General features: G+C 51.8%; 19 protein-coding genes. 8 read left to right on the top strand and 11 right to left on the bottom strand.

Features of this window, described 5'->3' with window-relative positions:
- The first annotated feature begins 276 nt into the window (after window positions 1-276).
- Entirely contained in the window at window positions 277-1,806 is a 1,530-nt protein-coding gene (locus BLX24_RS05855; protein WP_218160681.1) for a subtype B tannase, read from the top strand.
- A 157-nt stretch (window positions 1,807-1,963) separates the two neighbouring features.
- Here the strand turns inward: BLX24_RS05855 and BLX24_RS05850 are convergent, their stop codons facing one another.
- A complete protein-coding gene (locus BLX24_RS05850) occupies window positions 1,964-2,776 on the bottom strand; it encodes an energy transducer TonB (protein WP_071502141.1) in 813 nt (270 codons plus the stop codon).
- A gap of 266 nt (window positions 2,777-3,042) precedes the next feature.
- Between BLX24_RS05850 and BLX24_RS05845 the strand changes: the two genes are divergently transcribed.
- Window positions 3,043-4,932, top strand: coding sequence for a tetratricopeptide repeat protein (locus BLX24_RS05845; protein WP_071502140.1), 1,890 nt, complete (start codon window positions 3,043-3,045; stop codon window positions 4,930-4,932).
- A 54-nt stretch (window positions 4,933-4,986) separates the two neighbouring features.
- On the opposite strand, the gene BLX24_RS05840 is transcribed toward BLX24_RS05845, so the two are convergent.
- Together BLX24_RS05840 and BLX24_RS32605 are read right to left on the bottom strand one after the other, a co-directional pair.
- Window positions 4,987-6,567 (bottom strand): NFACT RNA binding domain-containing protein, encoded by a 1,581-nt coding sequence (locus tag BLX24_RS05840; protein ID WP_071502139.1) that lies wholly within the window; start codon window positions 6,565-6,567, stop codon window positions 4,987-4,989.
- A gap of 194 nt (window positions 6,568-6,761) precedes the next feature.
- The gene (locus BLX24_RS32605; RefSeq protein ID WP_071502138.1) at window positions 6,762-6,962 is read right to left on the bottom strand and encodes a hypothetical protein; all 201 of its coding nucleotides are present in this window, start codon (window positions 6,960-6,962) and stop codon (window positions 6,762-6,764) included.
- Window positions 6,963-7,107: 145 nt separating this feature from the next.
- On the opposite strand from BLX24_RS32605, the gene BLX24_RS05830 reads away from it, so the two are divergent.
- On the top strand, window positions 7,108-7,728 hold the full coding sequence (locus BLX24_RS05830) for an RNA polymerase sigma factor (RefSeq protein ID WP_071502137.1): 621 nt from the start codon (window positions 7,108-7,110) through the stop codon (window positions 7,726-7,728).
- 3 nt (window positions 7,729-7,731) lie between these two features.
- Window positions 7,732-8,736: a S1 family peptidase gene (locus BLX24_RS05825; protein ID WP_071502136.1), complete on the top strand. Its 1,005-nt coding sequence runs from the start codon at window positions 7,732-7,734 to the stop codon at window positions 8,734-8,736.
- A 192-nt stretch (window positions 8,737-8,928) separates the two neighbouring features.
- On the opposite strand, the gene BLX24_RS05820 is transcribed toward BLX24_RS05825, so the two are convergent.
- Window positions 8,929-9,306 (bottom strand): helix-turn-helix domain-containing protein, encoded by a 378-nt coding sequence (locus tag BLX24_RS05820; protein ID WP_071502135.1) that lies wholly within the window; start codon window positions 9,304-9,306, stop codon window positions 8,929-8,931.
- A gap of 146 nt (window positions 9,307-9,452) precedes the next feature.
- On the opposite strand from BLX24_RS05820, the gene BLX24_RS32055 reads away from it, so the two are divergent.
- On the top strand, window positions 9,453-10,592 hold the full coding sequence (locus BLX24_RS32055; RefSeq protein WP_143092577.1) for a hypothetical protein: 1,140 nt from the start codon (window positions 9,453-9,455) through the stop codon (window positions 10,590-10,592).
- A 4-nt stretch (window positions 10,593-10,596) separates the two neighbouring features.
- On the top strand, window positions 10,597-11,151 hold the full coding sequence (locus BLX24_RS05810; RefSeq protein WP_071502133.1) for a hypothetical protein: 555 nt from the start codon (window positions 10,597-10,599) through the stop codon (window positions 11,149-11,151).
- Window positions 11,152-11,311: 160 nt separating this feature from the next.
- Here the strand turns inward: BLX24_RS05810 and BLX24_RS05805 are convergent, their stop codons facing one another.
- From BLX24_RS05805 to BLX24_RS05780, 6 genes are all read right to left on the bottom strand, one after another.
- Window positions 11,312-12,238, bottom strand: coding sequence for an NAD(P)/FAD-dependent oxidoreductase (locus BLX24_RS05805; protein WP_071502132.1), 927 nt, complete (start codon window positions 12,236-12,238; stop codon window positions 11,312-11,314).
- Between the two features lie 10 nt (window positions 12,239-12,248).
- Complete coding sequence (locus BLX24_RS05800; RefSeq protein ID WP_071502131.1) at window positions 12,249-13,460, bottom strand: GTP-binding protein; 1,212 nt, start codon at window positions 13,458-13,460, stop codon at window positions 12,249-12,251.
- 76 nt (window positions 13,461-13,536) lie between these two features.
- A complete protein-coding gene (locus BLX24_RS05795; RefSeq protein ID WP_071502130.1) occupies window positions 13,537-16,743 on the bottom strand; it encodes a glycoside hydrolase family 9 protein in 3,207 nt (1,068 codons plus the stop codon).
- A gap of 230 nt (window positions 16,744-16,973) precedes the next feature.
- Window positions 16,974-18,968 carry a S9 family peptidase gene (locus BLX24_RS05790; RefSeq protein ID WP_071502129.1) on the bottom strand — a complete coding sequence of 665 codons (1,995 nt, stop codon included), beginning with the start codon at window positions 18,966-18,968 and terminating at the stop codon, window positions 16,974-16,976.
- A 55-nt stretch (window positions 18,969-19,023) separates the two neighbouring features.
- On the bottom strand, window positions 19,024-20,115 hold the full coding sequence (locus BLX24_RS05785; RefSeq protein ID WP_071502128.1) for a glycosyltransferase family protein: 1,092 nt from the start codon (window positions 20,113-20,115) through the stop codon (window positions 19,024-19,026).
- A 70-nt stretch (window positions 20,116-20,185) separates the two neighbouring features.
- Window positions 20,186-21,013, bottom strand: coding sequence for a UDP-2,3-diacylglucosamine diphosphatase (locus BLX24_RS05780; RefSeq protein ID WP_071502332.1), 828 nt, complete (start codon window positions 21,011-21,013; stop codon window positions 20,186-20,188).
- A gap of 143 nt (window positions 21,014-21,156) precedes the next feature.
- On the opposite strand from BLX24_RS05780, the gene BLX24_RS05775 reads away from it, so the two are divergent.
- Window positions 21,157-21,789, top strand: a complete 633-nt coding sequence (locus BLX24_RS05775) for an acetyltransferase (protein WP_071502127.1) — start codon at window positions 21,157-21,159, stop codon at window positions 21,787-21,789.
- A gap of 246 nt (window positions 21,790-22,035) precedes the next feature.
- Here the strand turns inward: BLX24_RS05775 and fcl are convergent, their stop codons facing one another.
- Window positions 22,036-22,977, bottom strand: a complete 942-nt coding sequence (gene fcl / locus BLX24_RS05770; RefSeq protein ID WP_071502126.1) for a GDP-L-fucose synthase — start codon at window positions 22,975-22,977, stop codon at window positions 22,036-22,038.
- A 165-nt stretch (window positions 22,978-23,142) separates the two neighbouring features.
- Here fcl and BLX24_RS05765 point away from each other — a divergent pair, with 165 nt between their 5' ends.
- The gene (locus tag BLX24_RS05765) at window positions 23,143-24,186 is read left to right on the top strand and encodes a toxin-antitoxin system YwqK family antitoxin (RefSeq protein WP_071502125.1); all 1,044 of its coding nucleotides are present in this window, start codon (window positions 23,143-23,145) and stop codon (window positions 24,184-24,186) included.
- The last annotated feature ends 3 nt before the right edge of the window (window positions 24,187-24,189 follow it).

The raw sequence follows: 24,189 nt of genomic DNA, 5'->3' as shown, positions 1-24,189 counted from the left end.
GTTAATTGTTCTGGATTGTTGCCGGGTTGCTGATTGTTTACTAAACAATTCAGAACCACCAGCAACAAAACAGGGACAGATAGTGGTGGCACGACTGACAGTCGTGCCACCACTTTTTATTTGCACACCAGAACAACCCAGCAACAACCAGAACAAGCAGCATCAAAACGTTTTGATGTTAGTTTTTTCTCCGAATCTGTCTGTTTAGTTTCCGCAAACCAGCAGAAAAGAGAGCTACTTGCATCGTATATTTAAGCGAAGACCTCCATGAAACCGATGCATTTTCTTTTCGCCGGCCTGTTCGCGGTGTCGGCCGGAACAACTCCTCTCCTTGCTCAACCCAAACGCTACTCCCTTGATTTTGATGCCGGTAAATACGAACCTCAGACCGTAACGGTCAATGGTAACGAAATCAGCATACGGGCCTTTGAACGGATTGTTTACGTAGCGAACCCCGTCGATACTACCTATCAGATCCTGAACATCTATATTCCGGAAGGCTATTTCCACGGTGAAACCATCAATGGCTATACCGCCCGAAGCGCCCCTGTTTTTTTTCCCAACCGGATCGGCGGCTACATGGCTGCCCAACCCGCTACGGCCATCAACACCCCGAACGGACGTCCCCCCGGCAATGGCACACCACCGCAAGGCCCCGGCGGAGCACCACCCAATGGCATGGGTATGGGCGGAAATCGTGGCCCGTCAGCCATGGCGCTGGCCTTGTCGAAAGGTTATGTGGTGGCGTCAGCGGGTGCGCGGGGTCGTATGACCAAAGATGCGCAGGGCCTGTTTACGGGCAAATCACCGGCGGCACTGGTTGATTTGAAAGCGGCAATCCGCTACCTGAAATACAACGACGAAGCCATGCCCGGCGACGCCAATAAGATCATCTCAAACGGTACGAGCGCGGGTGGTGCCATGTCGTCGCTGCTGGGAGCTACCGGCAACAACAAAGACTATGAGCCCTATCTGAAAGACCTGGGCGCAGCACCGGCCAATGACGATATTTTCGCGGTATCGGCCTATTGTCCGATCACCAATCTGGATAACGCCGATGCAGCCTACGAATGGCAGTTCAACGGCGTGAATACCTACAGACGCGGTGGCCCGATGCAGGGCAACAATGCGGCCGGTGCTGCACTTACGCCCGAGCAAATTACCGTGTCGGCTCAGCTCAAGGCACTTTTTCCCGCTTACCTGAACAGCCTGCAACTCACCGCCCCGGACGGCCAGCGTCTTTCACTCGATAACAGCGGCAACGGTTCCTTTAAGGAATACGTCAACGCCTATGTGATTGCTTCGGCGCAGAAAGCGCTCGGGAGCGGCAAAGACCTGTCGGCTCATTCGTGGCTAACCATCTCCGGAGGCAAGGTTACCGACCTTAACTTCGACGCCTTTGTCCGCTATCAGGAACGCATGAAAACGCCGCCGGCCTTCGATGCCCTGGACCTCGGCTCACCCGAAAATCAGGAGTTTGGCACCGCAACGGTCGATAAGCAACATTTCACGGCGTTTTCGGCCAGTCACTCTACCGTACAGGCTCCGCGTGCTGACGAACAATTTGTCAGAATGCTGAATCCAATGCACTACATCGGTACGAAGGGGACACAAACGGCGAAGTACTGGCGCATTCGCCACGGCTCGAAAGATAAAGACACCAGCCTGGCCATCCCCGTTATTCTCGCCACCTACCTGCAAAACAAAGGATATACCGTTAATCTGGAACTACCCTGGGACCGGCCCCATAGCGGTGATTACGACCTCGACGAACTGTTCCAATGGGTAGATCAGCTTTGTAAATAACCGTTTCTTTTGTTGCTGATGGTTATTAATGGTTGCTGATGGACTTTTGTAGTGGTGGCACGACTGTGGGTGATGGCTTCATAAAGCGGCCCCCCCCACAGTCGTGCCACCACTTATTTAACAACCAGTAACTCAGAACAACCATAACCCTGAACTATTATTCCAGCGTGAAGACAATCGGCAGGTTGTAGCGTACCCGGACCGCGCGGCCGCTTTGCTTGCCGGGTTTCCAGCGTGGCATTGATTTAACGACCCGGATCGCCTCTTCGTCGCAACCAAAGCCAATGCCACGTGGTACCTGCACATCGGTCAGCGTGCCGTCTGTGCCAACGATAAAGCTCACAAACACACGGCCACTGATGTTGGACCGGGCGGCCTGACCGGGGTATTGCAGCGATTTCTGTAGAAATTTAGCCAATGCTTCCATGCCGCCAGGGAACTCCGGCTGCTGCTCCACAAACAAAAAAGGCTCATCGTCTTTGGGCGGCGCCACCTCAACGGCTTTCTCCTGCACGGTTGGTGCGGCCGACTCAACCGGCGCAATGATTTCTTCCACCTCTCCAGAGCCCTCGACAGTCTGCTCGCCGGGTTTGGCCTCGGTTAGCTCGTCGATGGTAGGAGGCAGATTTTCTTCCAGGACTTCCTCGTCCGGCAAAACAACCGGCGGCAGATCGCGCACGGTTGCCTGTTGCGGCAGCGGCTCCTCGGCACGGATCGGTATTGGTTCTTCTTTAAGCTCCTGCAGCTGAATCGGCGTCATATCGACGGCAATCATTTGGTCGTCTTTCGGTAGCTTATCCGCAAAAAGCCGGTATACTGTCGGCATGCCAATGCCCAGCAAAAAAATACCGCTGCCGACCAGCAAAGCGCGGTTAATGGTTCCCCGATAGCCCCGCCGCAACGCAAAAGCCCCGTAAGCCTGATTACGATTGGCGAAGATTAATTCATCGAGTGCGTGTGTTGTTTCCATGGCTATGTTGTTTTTCCGATGGATGCAACCGCCTGTAAAATTGCATAAACTTATTTGCTAGTGGTGGCACGACTAGAGTCGTGCCACCACTATATCAGTCAGCTTCATCAGCACAGAGGAAAGCCTTAGAAACGCCTTGAAATATCAAAATAATACAATTTCCCTCTAATGAATTTCTAATTTTATTCTAAAAAGTCTCTTAGTTCTCCATGCCAACTTTGTAGCATCGATTTGTGGAATTATCCATCCAACTAACTCAATTAGGTATGAAAACGATAGGTGCATCCATATTAGCTTTCGGCTTATTGAGCGTAGCATCGGTGTCTCCGTTATGGGCACAGGATGTTAACGCAAAGCCGCAGCAGCAGTCAACTACCACACAGCCCGCTACCGATCAAAAGCAACCGGCCATGCCCGCCGTAAAACAGCCGGCAACCGGTATGCAACCCACAACACAAGCGGCGCAACCAGCCGCCAAGGCTCCCGCAGCAAACGCAGTAGCAGCGGCTCAGCCGGCGCCGAAAACAGCCGGTGAAGACCCTGTTGAGCAAGGCTTTGAAGCGTTGCGCGACGGACAGATTGAAGAAGCAAAAGCTATTTTTGATAAGGAAGTAGCGGCCGATAAAAAAGATTATCTGGGTATGGTCGGTCAGGGAAGCGTAGCCCTTATTAAAGGCGACGTGAATGCGGCCAAAGAAACATTTGCCACTGTGGAGAAAAAAGCCAAAAAGAAAAATCCTGACTGGCTCTACCACATAGCTGAAGCCTATACCCTGACCCAAAACAAACAATACGCTGATGAGGCGCTGCGTTTGATCAACCTGGTGCTGGAAAATGAAAAAGCAGAGAAAAAAGCCGGATACTACCTTGTAAAAGGAGATGCGTTCTGGCTTAAAAATCAGGGGGGGGATGCCGTATCGGCTTATGAAGCTGCCTTACAGCTGCAGCCGCAAAACCCGCATGCGCTGACCCAGATCGGCCGGATTTTTAAGTCGTCGAAAAACTATACCAACGCCCGTGATTACTTTGTTAAGGCAATCGGTATTGATTCAACGAATGCAGAAGCGTACTATGAGCTAGGCGACCTGTATACACTGGGCCGTAATTACCGCTCAGCGGCTTTTAACTATAAAAAAGCCATTGACAACTCACAGAATGTGCCGGACAGCACGCTGCTGAATTATACGAAAATGGCCTTTCTGGCAGAGGATTACAAAAACATGATGACGTATCTGGACAAAATCAAAAACAAGGATGCCATCGTGAATACCAACCCTGTACGCCGGATGTATGCCTATGCCTACGTGACCGAGGATTATAAGCAATATGACAAGGCACTGGAGCTGATGAAGCAGGTGCTGGAAAACAACGATGTAAAGAAAGATTCGCTGGTGCGGACGCTCGATTACGCCGCCATCGGTCAGGCTTATGCAAACCTTGAAGGCCCTGGTTATGACTCGCTGGCGATTGATTACCTGACAAAAGCTAGTGTAGAAGACACCGCAAAAACGTTCTATGGTGATGTAGCGAACCTCTACTACACCAAGAAAAAAGATTATGCCAATGCGGCCCGTGCATACGAGAAACTGAACGACTGGAAGGAAACTCACAACCAGAAAGTAGCTAGTCAGGATTACTTTAACCTGGGACGAAGCGCGTATTTCGGCTTTACGATCAATAAAGACAGTACGCTGATTACCAAGGCAGATTCGGCCTTCGCTAAACTGGCCGAAGTAAATCCGACATACGGCGGAGCCTATCTGTGGCGGGCACGGGTAAACCGGTACATGCCTGATTCGCTGGCCAATGACCGTGCGCTGGGCCACTACAAAACGTTGATTGCGTTTGCCGATACAGTCTCCGCGTCGTCACCAAACAAGATTACGCCTAAAGATCTGGCAGAAGCCCATAGTTTCATCGGGTATTCCTATTACACGCAGAAAGATTTCGATAACGCCATGGCCTCGATCAATAAGGCACTGGAGTTAGATCCGTCGAACAAGATGGCGACGCAGTTGATCGACAACATTAATAAGAGTAAGACAGTAGCTAAATCCGGCAAGACCACAGCGGCCCCAAAGCGAACTACGCCAACAAAAGCCAGTTCGCCAAAGCCCAAAGCCGGCAATAACGATTCTCCCGGTGGTGGCCGGTAGTTTATGATTGTACCTAAGCGGGATAGCGGCACGACCTATGTTGTGCCGCTATTTTTATGCTTTCGGCACCACCAGCACAACCTCTTCCTTATCAATCACTACCTGTCCTTCAGCCAGCCCTTTCGGCTTCCTGACAAACTTTTTAGGCGTTACGATTACCGGGCAGAGGCTATCGTTTTTCCGTTTTGAATACCAGGCAGCCAGTTCGGCCGCCCGTTCGATGACCGTTTTCGGAAACGTTTTACCCGCCTGGTACTTAACCAGCACGTGCGATCCCGATACATCGCGGGCATGGAGCCATAAGTCTTCCTTAAACGAATAGCGCTGCGTCAGGAGGTCGTTGTTTTTAGCGTTCCGGCCTATCAGGATCGTAAACCCTTCGTATTTTATTTCTTTAAATAGCTCAGCCGGTCCGTCGGCCGACGAGTCGGTCAGGAGCGCGTTCTGCTTAATGTATTTCCGCAGGTTTTTCAGCCCGGTTATCTCATTGAGTGCGGCTATGTGCTGCCCGATCAGTGCGATTTCCTGCTCACGGTTCGTAATCTGCTGTTGCAGGTGTTCCTCTTCCTTTTTCTCATTTTTAGCTTTCCGGTAGAATAGCTCGGCGTTTTTCTGGGGCGTCTGATCGGTCTTCAGCTTGATTGTTACCGGTTGATCGCGGTAAAAATCGTAGAGAGTCACCTGATCCGGCGACCGTTGGCCGGGCGGTTCAGGAATATCGTGCAGGTTCGCCATCAGGATGTTAGCCACCTCTTCATTTTTAATGTTCTCTTCGCGGCCAATCAGCCGCTGCATGTTGGCATCAATCTGGGCGTTGGCCCGTTTCAGCCGTTTTTCGAGCAAACGCAGCACCTCGCCTTTTTCTTTTTCAAAGAAATTCTGGCCGGCATATGAAATAAAAAACCGGTTTGTTGCCTCAATCGGCTCGTCAAACTCGCGGATAATATTCCCGACCGGCAGCAACGACAAGGTTGGCTGATAGTCAATGTTTGTCAGATAATAGCGGGGTTGTTCAAGCAGACCGACCACCTCCTGCAATAAGGCCCATTTGTCGGCCGGTGTTTCGCGGGCGGGTAAATGAGCGGCAAGGTATGCATTGACGACTTTGCCAAAGGTCGGAAACAGCTTGCGATGATCGTAACCGGCCTGCTCAAAAGCGGCAAATGACTGATCAATCGGCCGGTCAATCGCACTGAGCCTCAGTTGATGATCGGTCTGGAGTTTCTGATTGAAAACATCCTCAGCCACATCGCCGTTAAAGGCCAGAAAGTTGGGGCGGTTCCCGAAAAATTTGAAGAGAAAAGTATGCCCGTCGGCCAGTTCAATGGCCAGGCACCGTTCATTCAGAAACGACCGGACACCGGTAACCGGCTTGTCATACAAGTGCTCAAACAGATCGACGCTATTGGTGCGGGCCCGCTGCACGACATCCGGAAACAGCAGCCCTGAAAAGTCCGGTTTCAGCGTCGCCTTGATATAAAACGGCTTGTAATAATTATTTTTCCCTCGTGCCTGTGCAAACACCAGCACCAGCTCGTCGCGCTCCTGACTGAAGCACTCCATAAAGGTTAGTCCGTGCAGGTGTGTCTGCAACACCGGTGCCAGCTGACGAAGGAAATAGTAATTGGTATGCATGACTGACAGGATTCGTATGATTTAATGACTGACAGGATTTATGTGATTCAATAACTGACAGGATGATTTGGTTTAGAATTGACAAAAATCCTGCTTATCCTGTAATCCTGTCTGAACAGAAAAGATGACCCGTATAAAAGCGAAAGGCGATCCCGAGTTGTCGGGACCGCCTTTCTGTGAACAATAGGGCTAAATTACTTAGCTGAATCAGCTGACATTGTAGCAGCCGAATCAGTTGCCATTGTGCTGTCTGTAGCCATTGTTGAAGAATCAGCAGACATTGTTGCTGTAGAGTCAGTTGTAGCTGCACCTTCTTCAGTTTTTTTCGATTGGCAAGCTGTAGCCAGAGAGATCATTGCCATTGCGAAGAATGCGTATTTTACCAGAGCTTTCATGAGTTTGTAGCGTTTAAACGTTAATGATAAATGTCAACCTTAATACCCTATCTGGAAATAGGTAACCCATTGGATGGAGAAAAATTTTAAATTTTTTTTTGGGTTACTATTTTCAGGGCGGCGTATTAATCTATGAAGGTAATTAATGAAGGAAAATAGCGGGTTACGATCGCCCGGCGCAGCCACTAACCGGTTAAGGCTCACGGATGATGAGCTACTGGCAGGTCTGGCCGAAGGCGCAGATGGAGCACTTGAACAGCTCTACCAGCGGTATTTTCCGATGGCGCTGCATTTAATTGTCAGCAACAACGGAACTGAAGACGACGCCAAAGATATTTTTCAGGAGGCCATGGTGGTACTCTACGAAAAAGTTGCCGAAGGCTCGCTGGAACTGCACTGCCAGGTAAAAACCTACCTGTATTCGGTGTGTCGGCGGCTGTGGCTGAAACAACTGGCCCGGAAAGGCCGTTACACGCTCTACGACACAGAACGTGATCTTGGGGAAGGCGAGCCCACCGTGGCCGTTGAAACCGACCTGACGGAACATGCGCAACGGGACATTCAGTTTGAGGTGATGGAAGCCTCGCTGACCAAACTGGGCGAGCCCTGCCGCACGTTACTGGAAGACTTTTATATCCGCCACCTGTCAATGCAGGAGATTACGGATAAGTTTGGATATACAAACCCGGACAACGCTAAAACGCAGAAGTACAAATGTTTGCAGCGATTGAAGCGATTGTTTTTTTCGGTGTATAAGGAGGATTGACCGATGGAAGAAGATCAGGACATAGAAAAAGCCCTCGAGCAGTATCGCCGGCGGGTTGATTTACGGAAAAAACTGGATCAGATTCACGCCAGCATGGATATGGATGCCATTCAGAACAACCTGCAATGGCAGCAGCAAAAGCGTCCGACACTGATCCGGCAACTGTGGCAGGCCCACAAGCCGACACTGGCCATCGCGGCCTCGGTGGCGTTGGTAACGACGTTTGCTACCTTATTTACTGTGTGGCAGTACCGGTCGACCCACCAGCAGCAGGCTCAATACAGCATGTTGCGCCGGGATGTGCAGGCGATTAAACAATCGCAGAACCAGATTCTGAGCAGCCTGAGTGCACGCCGCCGGGCCGCCTTTAACTCAACACCCGCACGGGTGGCCGGTACCAGCTTTCTGGTAGCGCCGAATGGCTATCTGGTCACCAACAACCATATTGTGCAGGGTGCCGACTCCGTCTATGTGCAGGATCACAAAGGCGATGTCTATAAAGCCCGGATCGTGTATACTAACCGGGGCTATGACCTGGCCATTCTGCAGATCCAGAGCGACAGCTCCTATAAACCGCTGCCGTCTCTGCCTTATAGCTTTGAACCCCGTACGTCTGATTTAGGCGAGCGCGTCTTTACGCTTGGCTACCCGCGCGACGAAATCGTGTATGATGAAGGCTATCTGAGCTCACGCACCGGTTTCCGCAACGATTCGTCGGCCTATCAGGTGGCCATCAGTGTAAACCCGGGTAACTCCGGCGGTCCGCTTCTCGACGAAAAGGGCAACGTAATCGGCGTTATCAGCGGGAAACAGATTTCGACTGAAGGCGCGTCGTTTGCCATCAAAACAGACTATCTTTTCCGCGCCATCGGCGATATTCCGGGCGATTCGCTGAAAGGAGCGTCGCTGAAACTGAACCGGAAAAATACGCTGGCTAAACTGCCGCGCAAGCAACAGATCAAAAAAGTACAGGAGTGTGTGTATCTGGTGAAGGTGTTTAAACACTAAGCAGCAGCATATAGTGTACACAAAACATAATATCACAAAATTGCCTCTAATATCGACCTAAAGACTTAAGTACTTTCGCTTTCAGGTTAAACGCCTAAAACACGTTATTTAACCTGAAAGCGAGCAACATTGCAACAAATAATTTAGCACACCCATATTGAAAACGGCTATTCCAGTGTATGTTTCTTCTTTTTAATGGCCTTCTTTCTTACTTATCACTCCTTCCAGAAATCCTATTCGTTCCCTTAAAACTGCCATTTCCCGAAAGAATTCTTCTAATTTTTGATTTTGATTTACAACATTATTGTTTATATAACCGACTCCATTTTGAGAATTTGATATATTAAATACCATTTTTTCATCAAACGATATAATATCTTCTATTCTCACTTCAAGTAGCTTTGAAATCTCCTGTAAGCGAGACAAAGTAACATCAAGTTCGCCATTCTCAATTGTACTATACGTAGATTGCTTAATCCCTAAGCGTTCAGCCATATAGGTCTGTGTGAAGTTTCTCAATTCACGTATCTTCCTGATTTTGTTCCCGATATTGTGTTGTGGCTGCAACATAGCTAATAAATTATTGGTGAGATCAATATATTATTTTTTCAATATAAACTTGAACAAGTTTACTTCGTATAGAGTAAAAAAGCAATAAGTCCTGCCATAATTTTTGCTTTTACTCCGCATATATAAACACTTAAATAACATTTTCCATGAAAACACGCTACTATTTACATCTATTGTGCTTACTAAGCTTAAGTACATTTGGCCAATCACCTATGGAAAGTAATGCTTACACAGGTGCACCAAGTCGAAAATTAATACGACCATTTATTGGTGTAACATTAAGCTTGGCTGTATTAAAAAATATAAACTTTAAAAGAAAGACGAAACACGTAATTATCAGTAAAACAGACCCCTATGAGCATCTTTACCTAAAGCAAGAAAGCATCCCTCAAAATAGTGGCAATCCAAAAGAGCTACCTCTTTCTTCTATCCAAAGTGTATGGGATCAACAGTCACATATAACTGATAGACCAATAGGGTTTAAATTAGGTCAACTACCGTTTTTGCAACCAACCATGGCATTTATAAGTCAATGTCAACAATATCACTGTTTTTATACTGGTGCACCAGGGGCTAACCCAGATGGAGAAGCCGTAATTAGTGGTTATTCTGATTATCGCTCAACCCCGTGTCCAACATACACTTATTTTAATTTTGCACTTTATTGGTTAACTGATGAAGAGCTTGATTTTTCTATGTGTGGGCCAGAATACCCAATCAACCCAACTCCTACCCCGCCAGGAGGCTCCCCAAGTTCGCCCCCATCAAATGATGATCCAACATATTACAATAATGCTTACTATTTAACTGATGCTAACTGCTTTAACTACAACAAAATGCATGAGTATAGTAATCGTGATTCAAAAGAATATGGTGGATTGATCACAACAGATGGGAAATTGATTATTTTGCCAAATAAAGAAAACTCATTAGAATCTGTAGCTTGGCCGGCAGGAAATCAATGGCGTGATCAACAAAACAGAGTTCTGGTTACACTGTTTCAAGAGAAGGGAGTATGGAAAGTAGAACTATATGACTGGACCTTAAACAACGGTCAAGGTGGTATTTTAGAGACCCTAGAAGTCATGGGTATGGTACACACCCATCCGACGGGGACAAGTCCCTACAATGGTCTCTCTTATGATACATTTAATCCAAGTCAAGATGACATTAATATTATGTCTTCATTTCCTGGATTACGTCAGTATATCATTACAGGCACAAACGATTTTGAATTTAATATGAATGGACCTATTGAGAAATCGAGTCTACCAAACTGTCAGTAATCCTATGAAAACCTTAACAATAACAATAGCATTTTCTTTTTTTAATATTATCTCTCTTTTGGCACAACAATGCCATCAGATTAATATTACCAATCCGAAGGAACAACAAATAATATTAGACTTTATTCATGAATGCATACGTGATCACCATTTTATAGGCGATAAAGGAGTGGTTACAGTGAAGAGGTTCATTAACGAAGATAAACAGCCAGCATGGGTAATACGTGCCGAACTAGATGATAAATACAGAGACAACCCTCCAAAGGAGTGGGCATTACTTGGAGAAGATATTATTTTGTTCTACGATGGAAAGTCTCAATTTGACATAGAAAAAACTGCACCTACACCTGATATGTTAAAATGCCTGGAAGAGGCCATTGGAGATCGATTATATATTCGTCCACTGAAAACACAGAGATGGATAGAAATGGTTAAGCAAGATGGCAGTAAAGAGCAAGTAAAAGTGAATCGAGGCCGAATAATTGGCGGAGGGCCTAACAATAGTAAAATAATTCATTTTGATGCTGACGGTAAAGTAAGGATACTAAAATCCGTTTAATCAGTAGGCAAATAGAAGGCCGAACCATTAGTGGTTTGGCCTTCTATTTGCCTACTGATTACTCTCTTTTTCGCCGATTATATATTCCCTTAGAGTCACACAGTCTGCAAGTATGTGTGACCTCATTGGCGGACAGGCCTTTTTAGCCTGTCCCCTTTTTTTATGACCCGACTTCTTTTCGCCGGGCTAATTCATCCTGCCGCAGCACCCGGTTTACCGCCACACCGGCTTTACTGCCTGCGGCCACCGCCATCGCTACCTGCCGCATCACCGTCGTACAGTCGCCGGCGGCAAAGACACCCGCCACATTGGTTTGGCCCATCCCGTCGACCGCAATATGCCCGGTCTCCGAATAAGCACAGCCGAGCTGATCGGCCAGATCGGTATGGTGGGTAAACGGCACGCGGCTGAATAGGGCGGTCAGCGCAACCGTACGGTTATCTGCCAGCTGTACTGCCTGCATAAACCCATCTTGGTGAAGAATAGCCTGCACCTCGTCTTCGATTACCGGAATTCCCAACTGCCGGACATCGGCCAGCTGGTCAGCCGTCAGCGTCGACGGCCCGTTGGTAAACAGGGTCAGGTTCGGGCTCCATTGCTCAATCAGCCGGGCCAGTTCGTGGGCCATCTCCCCGTTGGCCAGCAACCCGATGGGCTCGTTACGCACTTCGTAACCGTGGCAGAACGGGCAGTGCAGCACCGAGCGCCCCCAGCATTCGGCAAACCCCGGGATAGGGGGCATCTGATCGGCCACACCCGTTGCCAGCAACAGCTTGCGGGCGGTCAGTTGCTCTCCTGCCTGTGTGGTGAGAGTAAAGCCTCCGGTGGTTTGCGCAGCGGTGATCACCGTCCCGGCAACCAGGTCGACCGTGGGGTAACGCTGCACATTCCGGCGGGCTTCTGCCAGTATTTCACCGGGAGGCCGGCCGTCGTGCGTCAGGAAATTGTGTGACGCCGGGGTCTGGCGGTTGCAGGGTTTCCCGGCATCAATCACCACAGCATGCCGCATGGAACGGCCGAGCACAAGCGCCGCGCTCAGCCCGGCAAAACTGCCGCCGATAATGGCGGCATCGTATGGTTCTTTCATCGTTTTGTTGTTATTGCCAGACCGGGAACGGATCGGTAAACCGCCCTTTTTTCTCCATGTGCAGAATCTCCTGCTCCGTACAGAGACAGTCTGTCAGTTCGTGTATAATCCGGAGTTTATCCAGATCCTGACCGATAATGACCAGCTCGTTCTGCCGGTCGCCGAAGCGCTTATCCCAGCGGGCTTCAATCTGTTGGCGATGGTCGAGGAACGCGCCGTACCGTAACCGCTGCTGAAACGGCATCGACGCCCACCACACACCGGCCTGCTCGGCCCGAAGGCTCCCGCCTGCCTGGCTGAAATTCAGCGCTTCGTCGGGGCGGGATGCCAGCCAGAACAGTCCTTTGCTGCGAATGATGCCCGCCGGAAAATGTTCGCTCAGGTATTGCCAGAAACGGACCGGATGAAACGGCCGGCGGTCGCGGAACACAAACGAACCGATGCCGTATTCTTCTGTTTCGGGGGTGTGGCAAACGCCGTTTTTGTAGTTTTCCAGCTCCTGTATCCAGCCTGCCGACTGCGAGGCTTCATCAAAATCAAACAGGCCGGTATTCAGAATCAGGGCCGGATCGACCTTACTGAACTGGCTTTCGATAATCCGTGCCTTCGGATTCAGCTTTTGCACAATTGCCCGCAGTTCACCTACCTGATAGCGGGGCAGCAGGTCCGTTTTATTCAGAATAATAACGTTGGCAAATTCGATCTGATCGGTCAGCAGGTTCACGATGGCGCGCGTGTCGGTTTCATCGTCGTTCAGCGACCGGCTCTGTACGGTATCGACAGAGCCGAAGTCGCGCGGAAAGTTGTAGGCATCTACGACCGTCACCAGCGTATCCAGACGCGAAAACCGCGAGAGGTCAATGCCCTTCTCGTCGTCGATAAACGAAAAGGTCTGTGCCACCGGCAACGGCTCCGAGATCCCCGTCGACTCAATCAGCAGGTAGTCGAACCGGTTTTCGCGGGCCAGTTTCTCTACCTCCAGCATCAGGTCTTCGCGCAGGGTACAGCAAATGCAGCCATTGCTCATTTCGACCAGTTTTTCTTCCGTCCGCGAGAGCGTGTTCTGTTGCTGCACCAGTTGTGCATCCACGTTTACCTCGCTCATGTCGTTGACGATAACCGCCACTTTCAGGCCTTGCCGGTTGTGCAGGACGTGGTTAAGCAGCGTGGTTTTACCAGCACCCAGAAATCCGCTTAGTACCGTTACAGGTAGCTTTTTCATACAGCTCAAGTGAAAAATCTCTCCCGCAAAGGTATGGTTAATTTTCTTAAATGCAACAATGTTGCATTTAAGAAAATTAAGGAACCAGGATCAACCTGCCGCCTGCGCTGAACCGTAGCTGCCCGCCCGCGTCGAGCTGTATCTGCTTTACCTGCACAGGTGCCGGTATCGTCACTATATGCCCCGCTTTCACCTGCACACGACTGCTCACGGTCGGAACCGTCCCGCACAACCAGGTCGATGGGGCCTGCCAGTCGCCCGACTGAACCGACTGGCTGACAGCACTATCTGTACAAAGTGGCTTTGTCATAAACGCGGCGGCCAACCGGATATAGGCAGCTTGTGTGTAAATACCGATTTCGGTGATTTCATAGGCATTGTCCGGATAATCGGTGTTCCAGTCCTTATAAGCTTTTTGCGCAGGCTGTCCCTTGGGCGGTATCAGCGCCCCGCTGTAGTCCTGATTCGGCCCGCCGATCAGGAAGCCGGGAAACGGCCCTGTTGCCGACGTCAGGGCATTATCATACACGGTTCCATCCCAGAACCAGCCATGGTAAATTTCGTTTTGTGAGTTCGACGCACCCAGCGCGTTCATCTGACTCAGGTAGCATTTTGCATTCGGATTCAACCCATGCAGGTAGTGCAGATACCCGAGCGCTGCCTGTTGTAACGCCTCATTCGTTGCCGGACTCAGGTTATTGCGTTTCAGCAGCTGAAGTTGAAGAGCGGCCTGCGCTTTCTGCTGATTTGAGTTCCAGGGATGATAATTCAGGTAAGCCCGATAGGCATCCGTCCGGTTAAGGAAAGCAGGCAGCAGTTTGGAGGACGTTGTGACGAGAGCCGTAAACTTATTCCGGATCGCCGTAGCATGGGCGGGCGTTGCATCCGGCGCGTTAGCGTAGGTCAGCAGTGCGTCGAGTATCACCTGCCAATCCGGGAAATAGGCATCAGCACCGGCCGTCCATTGCAGCGGGCTGGTTTGGCCATACAGGTTTTCAAATGCGGTTTTGTAAGCCGCACCGTCCGTAGCGCCGAACAACCGGAACAGATAGGCCGCCGCTACCGTCGGGTATATGATGCTGCGGTAGTAGCTGCTATTGGCAGCATCGCCGTAAATGCCGTTGTCGGGGTTAAAACTACCTCCCCCGTTTATCAGAAAAGGTGTGTTGTCAAAAATCACATTCGGGTTAGCCTTTGCCCAATTCCAGGCCTGGCGGGCGGCCGTCTTAAGCGTATTGGCATAGGTTGCCGAAAAACTACCGAACACACTGGCGGCATGCGCAAACACCGACGCAACGGCATAGGTCGTCAGGGTACTGGCCCCTCCGTAAAACCGCTGACGGGTATCGGTACCGGGCGGGCTGCTTGTTCCGTACCCTTTAATACTAACCTTACAACGCACCCGCCCATCGCTGTCCTGCATTTTCAGGAGCCAGTCCAGTTCATAAGCGGCCTCCTCCAGCGGTGCAGGCAGCGAACCGGCAGCAGCCGTCCACGACGCCGGATTCTCTTCATAGGCTTTCAGCAGGTTATGAAGCGCCTCAGCTGCATAGAGCGAATACTTGTTGAAATCACCGGCATCATGCCACCCACCCGACATGTTCCGTTCTCTGGCGCTATTGGCCGGGTCCGAAACATCGCGGCAATGCGTATCCTGCAAATTGCCGAGGTGACAGGCCGCATCCTGCCAGATTTTACTGCCCAGCTGACCGAAACGAGCTACCCCGCACCGCTGCATCTTCAGGGCTGCCAGGGCCTGCCGCGCCGGTACATCATACACATACTCAGCAATCAGAAACGGATACGAACGCTTGTTTTGCCCGACATCATAGACATAGTAGCTACCGGCGGCGGTTACCGGCGAAAAATCAAACCACCATACCCTGTCGCCCGACTGATTATGCGTTGCTCCTCCGTTCCACGCCACGAGTGTTCCGCTGAAAACCACGCTGTTATCAGACACCCGCCGCAGCTGATAGGTGTTGCCCGGCGTATACTGGCTTGTCTGATTATACTGACTCACGGCGGGGTCAGGACTGCTGATGACCGCAATTTTCTGTGCGGCCGGCAAATACCCGAACTGATCTGTTTTGATGTGATCGTCGATCACAGCGGCCACTGATGTTGTACTGCTCCCTACCGTTACCATCACCTGTCCGGCCGCCCCCTGACACAAACCCGCCGTACAATAAGCCGTGTAGGTGGTGGTGGCTGTCGGTGAAACCGTAATTGTGGCGGCGGTTGCTCCGGTATTCCAGACATATCCCGACCCTGCCGGACAACCAGCCGTCAGGGAAACCTGTTGCCCGGCCGTTATAGAGGTTGATGACGGGCTGATAACCGGTGCCGGTAATGTATAACTCCCTTTACTGAACGGACTCAGAAACGACCAGATCTGTAATTCGGTGTTATACCCCGAATTGGCAATGGTTGGCCAGGCATGTCCCAGGCCTGCCCGTTTCAGGGCCAGCAATACTACCGGTGCCGGGCTGGTACAGAAATCGTACCGGGTAATATCCGCTGCAATCGCCGAACTTACAGGCGTTGCGTTGGTACAGGTCGGCCAGGCATAGGAAGCCTCAGGCCAGATCCAGCCACTGTTCAGGTCAGGAAAACTAACATCGGTATCGGTTGTCGCATGGATGTGCAATAGCGGTGTCCGGGAAAATGTCCCGGTCGCAAACTGATTGTTCAGGTAAGTATCATTGCCCCATAAGCTGGCAGCCACCGGTGCAATACCGGCAATCCGACCCTTCGAGGCGCTGGCAATGGTCAGGAAATACGCCATAAAGCCGCCCCCCGAATGCCCGGTCACATAAACGCGGCTACGGTCGATGCCGAAACGCCGGTAGCAATAATCGATCAGATCTACGATAAACTGCACATCATCAGGCGCATTGGCATCATTGCCGTTATCTCCTGACCCCGTCGCATTGTCGGCAAATTTATTCCACTGAACCGACCCAGCCACCGGTAACGCATCCGGATATACACTAATAAAGTTTTGGGCATCGCCCAATGCATTAAATCCGGTGTAGTTCATAATACCGGCTCCGGTACCACCGTCGCCGTGCAGCACAATCATCAACGGCAGATTACAGGCAGGTGTAGCGGAGGGCAGGTGAAACGTAAATGTGCGCGTCCGGGGATTACCGGTTTGCTGGCTGCTGGTCACGGAAATGCTTCCGGTCAGTGTGGTCGCTGCCTTCGGGGCAGTCAGGTTGCGGGCGGATAACATACCCGAAAACAGCCATAGGGTGCAGAAGATGGTCAGGCTTTTCATTGTTGCGGAATTTGCGGTCAGAACAACTGATTGTTGTCTGGCCAGCGCATGGCTAAACAACGTTCTACCAGAAACTTACAACGGAAACCCGATACATAACCGGCCTACTGAGCCAATGGCTGGTTTTCGCGCGTAAACGGTCAGATCCCCCTTCCGGAAAACAAGTCGTGGCCCAACCAGACGGGTGATACTGTCTGATCGGGCCACGATTACGCTATCCGCTCCACAGGTTATTTCTGCGCCTGCAACGCCGGTGCTTTCAGGTATTTATCAAACCAGTCCAGATAGCGCACAAAGCGGTCTTTCTGGTAGCTTGGGGTCGTAATGCCGTGGAATGAGTTCGGGTAAATAATCAGCTGCGCCGGTACACCCAGCGATTTCAGGGCCTGATACATCTGCTCGCTACCCGCCACCGGCACGTTAAAGTCTTTTTCCGACGCCATAAACATGGTTGGTGTTTTGATCTTGTCGGCCTTCAGAAACGGATAGGACAGTTTCAGCCACTTATCCAGATTTTTCCATGGGGCACCCAGCTCATTTTCGTACTGATTGACATACTGGTCAATGCCGTACATGGTCAGTTGCAGGGAGCTACCGGCACCGCTGGCAGCGGCTTTAAAGCGCGGGTCTGTCGCAATGGTGTAATTGGTCAGGATACCGCCGTAGCTCCAGCCACCGATGCCCAGGCGGTCAGGGTCAGCTACGCCCTTCTGCACCAGCTGGTCAACCGCGCCTAAAATATCGGCCACTTCCTTGTTGCCCCAATCGGCATAAATGGCCTTACAGAATTCCAGTCCACGGCCGCTGCTTCCCCGGTAATTGACACCAACCACCGCATACCCGCCCGAGGCCAGAATCTGCCGCGACAGGTCGAATCCGTAGCTATCCTGCCCGACGGGGCCGCCGTGGATAAAGAAAATAGCCGGTAACTTCTGCCCTGCCACCGTATTTGCCGGTTTGAACAACAGGTTCGATACCTGCGTACCATCCTTGCTGCGTGAGGTATACCCTTCGACCGTTGCCAGTGCCAGCGGTGTCACAAACTCATCCTGCACATTGGTCAGTCGCCGGACCGTAGTTCCTTCGACCGCATAAATTTCGGTTGGCAGTTGGGGCTCACTCATCAGGGTTGCCCAGTAGCCTTTCGGATGGCGCTCCAGATCACTGAAAGCACGGTCGCCGCCCGCCACGACGCTCAGCTTGCCATCGGCGAGGGCATAGGCCCCCACATAGGTCCGGCGGTCATCGTCCACCAGCACCTGAACGGCCTTGCCATCGACCGACCACCGCGGATTGCGCACGGGCCGGTCAAGGGCCAGTGACAGCAAACGCGGCTCACCACCCTGCACCGGCACTACGGCCAGCACCGCCTGATCGTACATGATAAAGTTGGTCGCTGCCGTCGAACGGGTATAGGCGATCTGCGTGCCGTCGGGGCTCCAGACCGGGCTACCATCGCGGCCGGCCCAGGTAGTCAGTTGCCGCATCGCAGCGCCCTTTTGGGCGGCCATGACGTAGATATCGGTATTTTCGTTTTTGTCAGGGTCAGCGGTGCGGTTACTGACAAAGGCCAGCTGCTTGCCATCGGGCGACCAGACCGGCGATGATTCATCGTAAATACCTTTTGTGAGCGTATCGAGTGTTTTTTTCTCTACATCGTACAGGAACAAATGGGCCGCACGCCGGTCGAGGTAGCCCTGAATGTCCTGTTTAAACTGGTACCGGTCCATGACATAGGGGGTCCGGATTTTAGTCTTTGCCGAATCCGAATAGTCCTTATCACGGATCACCAGGGCAATCCGTTTACCGTCGGGAGCCCACTCGTATTCTTCCAGTTCGCCCTTCAGGTCGGTCAGTTTTTTGCCTTCGCCACCCCGCCGGTCCATCAGCCAGAGCTGACTGCCGCTCGCGCCGTTCCGCGACGACGTAAACGACAGATAACGGCCATCGGGGCTCCAGCGCGGCGTCGACTCACCGTCGGGGCTGTTGGTGAGCTGTACCGATTCCTTACCGTCCCAGCTGATCATCCAGAGGTCGGCATTGCGTTTGTCTTTGCTCACATCGACCGACGACTGCACAAAGGCAACCCAATTGCCATCGGGTGATACCTGCGGATCACTAATCGTCTGTAAGCGAGCTACGTCAGAAGGATTGATCGGGCGTTTGGCCGGTGGCTGGGCACAGACGCTGCCCGCCATCAGCAAAAGCGGAAGAATGTGTTTCATCTTGGGGTTTGTTGCGAAAGAAAACCCCTAAAGATACGAGGAAAAGAGGGACGATTTATTTTTTCCTGACCACTCCTTCCAGCGCGGCCAGAAACAGCTCCGTACAACGGCTGTGCCACTGCCGGAACCGCGCATTGGCAGCCGGGTCGTGGTTAGGGAGGTAGGCCATCAGCCGGTCAAGGTCGAAGCTGTCGGAGGCGATACCCACACCCACACGCTGACCATCGAGCGCATTGCCCGCCTGCTCGTAGTGGTTAGGTTGCGGAATCATCAGCACGGGTTTACCGAGGTAAAACGCTTCGCATACCGACTCAAAACCCGCCGTCGTCACCACCGCGCGGCAATGCTGCATTACGTCCAGAAACCGTTTGCCGTCGATGGCATGGAGCGTCAGCGTATCATCGACAACCTGCTCCGGTTGGGTCACGCCCGAGTGGAAAAAACGCAGTGGCACGTCAGGACGCTGCCGGTGGGCTTCTTCGACCTGCACCCGCAAGCCGGGCTGTGTTACATAGGCCAGCAGATAGGGTTCGGTGGTCGGGGTGCGGTCGAGCACTTCCTGCCGCAGCAACGGCGGTACTACCTTCAGATGCTCCGCCGGAACATCGGGCAGCTCATCAAACGACAGGGCCAGTTTCAGCGTGGCACCCCATGAGTTGATGCGCGATAAGAGCAAAAATGCCTGTTTGTCCAGCGGTTTGTCCGGCGGAAACGGAAATGCGGGATGGAAAGCCAGGTACTGGTGCGCTACGGTCACAATCGGCACCCTGAACCGGTAACGGGCATAGGCCAGACCGCCCAGTATTTCGTAAAAATTGACCACGACATCGGGGCGGTGTCGCCGGATGGCATCCCGAATTTGGCGCAGGCTGCTGAAATACACTTTGCTTTTCTTCAGCGAATTCAGGACCGACGTACCGACTTTGAGCTCATTTGTTTTCTTATCGAATACCAGCGCCGGACTGTTTACTGCTTCGATCGGAGCCGGAAAGGCATCGGCAAAAAAAGCTGGTACCGGCCGGCCCTGCGTCACCCCCACCAGCCCGCCAACGAGGTCGTGGCCGGCGGCCTGCACGATCTGCGCCAGGGCCAGCGCCTGGGTCATATGCCCCCGCCCCTCACCTTGTACTAAGAATAGAATACGCATACGCATTGAGCGATTGTGCGAATGAGTGATTGTGTGACTCGCTCATTCACACAATCACTCATTCACTCACTTACAGGGCCAAATTAGGCATTATGGCAGGGTTTTCAAATGGCAGGCTGCGGGAAGCCAGGGTTTCGGGGCTCTTTTCTTCCTGATCGGCCGTGTAGTAGATCAGGTTCCAGTTGCCTTCGTAATCTTCTACCAGTGCGCTGAGGGTTTCGACCCAGTCGCCGGAGTTCATGTAAATCATGCCGTTGTAGTTGTGAATGGCGGGCTGGTGAATGTGGCCGCAGATAACGCCGTCGCAGTTGCGGGCTTTGGCCAGTTCAGTCAGTTTTATTTCAAAGTCAGAAATGTAGTTAACGGCCTGTTTAAAGCGCTTTTTGATTTCCTGCGACAACGAATAATAAGGCAGACCGCGCCAGGTCCGGTACTGGTTGTAGAGTTTATTGATCCAGAGCAGGAACGTGTAGCCAATGTCGCCGAGGTGGGCCAGCCATTTCATGTGCGACGTAATCGAGTCAAACACATCGCCATGGGTAACGTAAAACAGCTTGTCGCCGGATTGCAGGACATAGTCTTTCCGGATCGAAAAGTTTTTCCCGAGCCGCAACGGCATGATCTGATCCAGAAAATCATCGTGATTTCCACGCAGGTAAATGACTTTGGTATCGTACCGGACAATCTGTTTCAGCACAGTCCGGAAAAAGGCAGTGTGCTTTTTCTTCCAGGTCCCATACTGCTTCAGCTGCCAGCCATCAATAATGTCTCCGTTCAGGATTAGCTTCTGGCAAGAGTACGTTTTCAGAAATTCTGTAACTTCCTTTGCCTTCGAACCCGACGTACCGAGGTGGATATCGGAGAGCACAATGGTGCGAAAATGCCGTTTTGGTTTCATGTCCGAAAATACATTCTGCACATTATCCGCGTTTTATGGTACTATTATGAAATTGCTAATAATCAACTCATTCCCCCGCCGGTGAACGTTTTTGGCCTATCTGCGGTATTGTACACTACAGAGTGATTGTGTTTTTTTGATTTATGGAAAATCCCGTTTTGATATTTGGAGCCGGCACCCTTGGCCAAACGGCACTGGACATTTTTCAGCGCAACAACGTCGTGGTATATGGTCTGCTGGATGATGACCAGAAGCTGCACGGACAGGAATTTGGTGATATTTCGGTGCTTGGCGATACGGATGACGACGGCTATCTGAAACTGATCGGCCACAAATGTGAAGCCTGCGTGGCCATTGCCGACAACCGTGTGCGGAAACAGTTGGTAAAAATGCTGAATGAGCGCCGTAAAGTGCAGCCGGTGAACGCTATCCACGACACAGCCGTCCTGGCCACATCATCGGCTATTGGCCACGGCAACCTGATTGGCGCCCGTGTAGTACTCAATCCGAACGTAAACGTCGGCCATCACAACATCATACAGGCAGGCACCGTCATTGATGCCGGCACCAAAGTCGGCGATTATGTTCATATCGGAACCGGTTCTGTCATCAACAGCGGAGTAACGATTGAAGACGGTGCGTTTATCGGCACAGGAGCCGTTATTGTTGCCGGTGTGACGATCGGCAAAAACGCCCGTGTTGGTGCCGGATCAGTGGTTGTCGAAAATGTATCGGCCAACGCGACGGTATTCGGCAACCCGGCGAAAGGCCTGTAGGGGCGACCCCACGTGGTCGCCCAGGTATGTGTATAGGAGCCCAGTCAGCAGACAACGCCCCGCCGCCCCGACCCCACGTGGGCGGCCAGGTATGTGTATAGGAGCCCAGTCAGCAGACAACGCCCCGCAGCCCCGACCCCACGTGGGCGGCCTATTTATGGATAGGTAACGGGCGACCACGTGGGCGGCCTGCTTATGGATAGGTAATGGGCGACCACGTGGGGTCGCCCGTACGGGCGGATTCCATTATTCGACGTATAATTCGACATTGGCCAGAAAATCCTGATAGGTCTTTTGGATGCCTTCCTTCAAATCCGTTGTATGACGCCATCCCATGTCGTGCAGGCGGGAAACGTCCATCAACTTGCGCGGCGTTCCGTCCGGTTTGTCGGTATTCCAGCGAATCTCGCCGGCAAAACCCACGGCTTCTTTCACCATTTCGGCCAGCTCACGGATGGTCACGTCTTCGCCCGTTCCGATGTTTACGAACAGTTCACCGTCGTAGTTCTGCATCAGAAAGAAACAGGCATCAGCCAGATCATCGGCGTGCAGGAACTCACGGCGCGGTGACCCGCTCCCCCACACCTCAACCGTTGGCTGGTTATTAATTTTGGCTTCGTGAAACTTCCGGATCAGCGCCGGCAGCACATGAGAGCCCTGCAAATCGTAATTATCATTCGGCCCGTAGAGGTTAGTCGGCATAGCCGAAATAAAGTTTGATCCGTATTGACTGCGGTACGCTTCGCACAGCTTGATGCCCGCAATTTTAGCGATGGCATAAGGCTCGTTGGTCGCTTCCAGAAATCCGCTTAGCAGATAGTCTTCTTTCAGCGGCTGAGGCGCCATTTTCGGGTAAATACACGAAGACCCCAGAAACATCAGCTTTTTCACCCCGTTCTGGTAAGCCGCATGAATGATATTGGCCTCAATCATCAGGTTGTCGTACAGGAATTCGCCCCGATAGGTGTTGTTGGCCAGAATTCCGCCTACCTTCGCAGCCGCCAGAAATACATAATCCGGCTTTTCAGCAGTGAAGAACGCATTAACCGCTTCCTGATTCCGCAGATCCAGCTCCGACGAAGTGCGCATCAGGATGTTTTCGTAACCGGCGGCCTGTAGTTTCCGGACCAGTGCAGAGCCTACCATCCCCCGATGACCGGCTACATAAATTTTTGCTTGTTGTTCCACGATGGCTGAAAATCAATGGCAGTAGTCTGCCGGTGTGCTGACAACTATTCGAAGTCAGGCATTATTTTTGTAAAATAAATCACAACGTCACGGCGTTGCAAAACTAAGAAACTTCCGGCGGAGTGCCGCCCTCAGCAACCAGTTTCGTGCGCTGTGCCTGCGACCATGCATAAAATTATTCATCTGACTCTTTTGGCGTCCTGCATTCTGGTAAGCATACCGGCCTGGTCGCAAACCACACAACCGTCGGCATTAACCACGGCAGGCGGCCCGCCTGTACCCCTGAAGGAGCGCGGCAAGAAAAAGTCGATCCTGTCGAATATACCCCTGCCGTCGACCTCCGGCTCGGTCTCAACGCCATCGGCCTTATCCGGCCTCGGCCTGCCGTCGGGCAGTTACGAGACCCCTAAAAACGTCGATCAGCTGGTTACCGAGTCCTTACCCGACCTGGGTTTAAAGATAAAGCAACTTCGTAAGAAGAAAGATTCCGACCGCGCGAAGAAAAAAGTCTCGAAAACCGACTATGAAGGCATTGCCATGGTCAAAGCCTATAATAAATTCGGTAGCGGCGACCGTACGGTGGTCGAAGAGTTCTATATTCTCCGGCAGCATCAGGACTCGCCGAAGTTTGTCCAGACCTCTGACACCTACTGGTTCGACGAAAAAAACCATCGGGTCACCAGCGCCATTCCCCGCGACGGGACCGACCGGCGGCCGTTGCTCCACGGACCTTACAAACGCTACCAGAACGGCAACCTGATGGAAGAGGGCTTTTACTATTTAGGTACTAAAGACGGACGCTGGGAAAAATACGACCAGAACTTCCTGCTCGTCGACAAAGCCCGCTGGCACCACGGCTTCCCGGCCGAAGCCCGCATTGCGTACTACGACTCGGCGCATACCAAAATCAAGGAAATTATGCCTGTTGAGTATGGCCACGTCACCGGTACCTATTATGCCTTCCACGAAAACGGGAAAGTCTCGGTCACGGGGAAATACGACCATGGCGTGAAAATCGGCCGCTGGACCGAGTATTACCCCGGCACTACCCGCCAGTTCCGGAAGCGGCTGATGCAGTATGGCCGCGACCGCTGGGACACCGAGTTTGAACCATTTGTGATCAGCGAATGGGACGAAAAAGGCAAAATCACCTACGACGCCAAAGACAAACCCGTCGAAACCGAAGAAGAATCAACAACGAATAATTAATGA

The sequence above is a fragment of the Arsenicibacter rosenii genome (assembly GCF_001870735.1).
GTDB classification, from domain to species: domain Bacteria; phylum Bacteroidota; class Bacteroidia; order Cytophagales; family Spirosomataceae; genus Arsenicibacter; species Arsenicibacter rosenii.
This window is presented reverse-complemented; position numbering and strand designations above follow the sequence as displayed.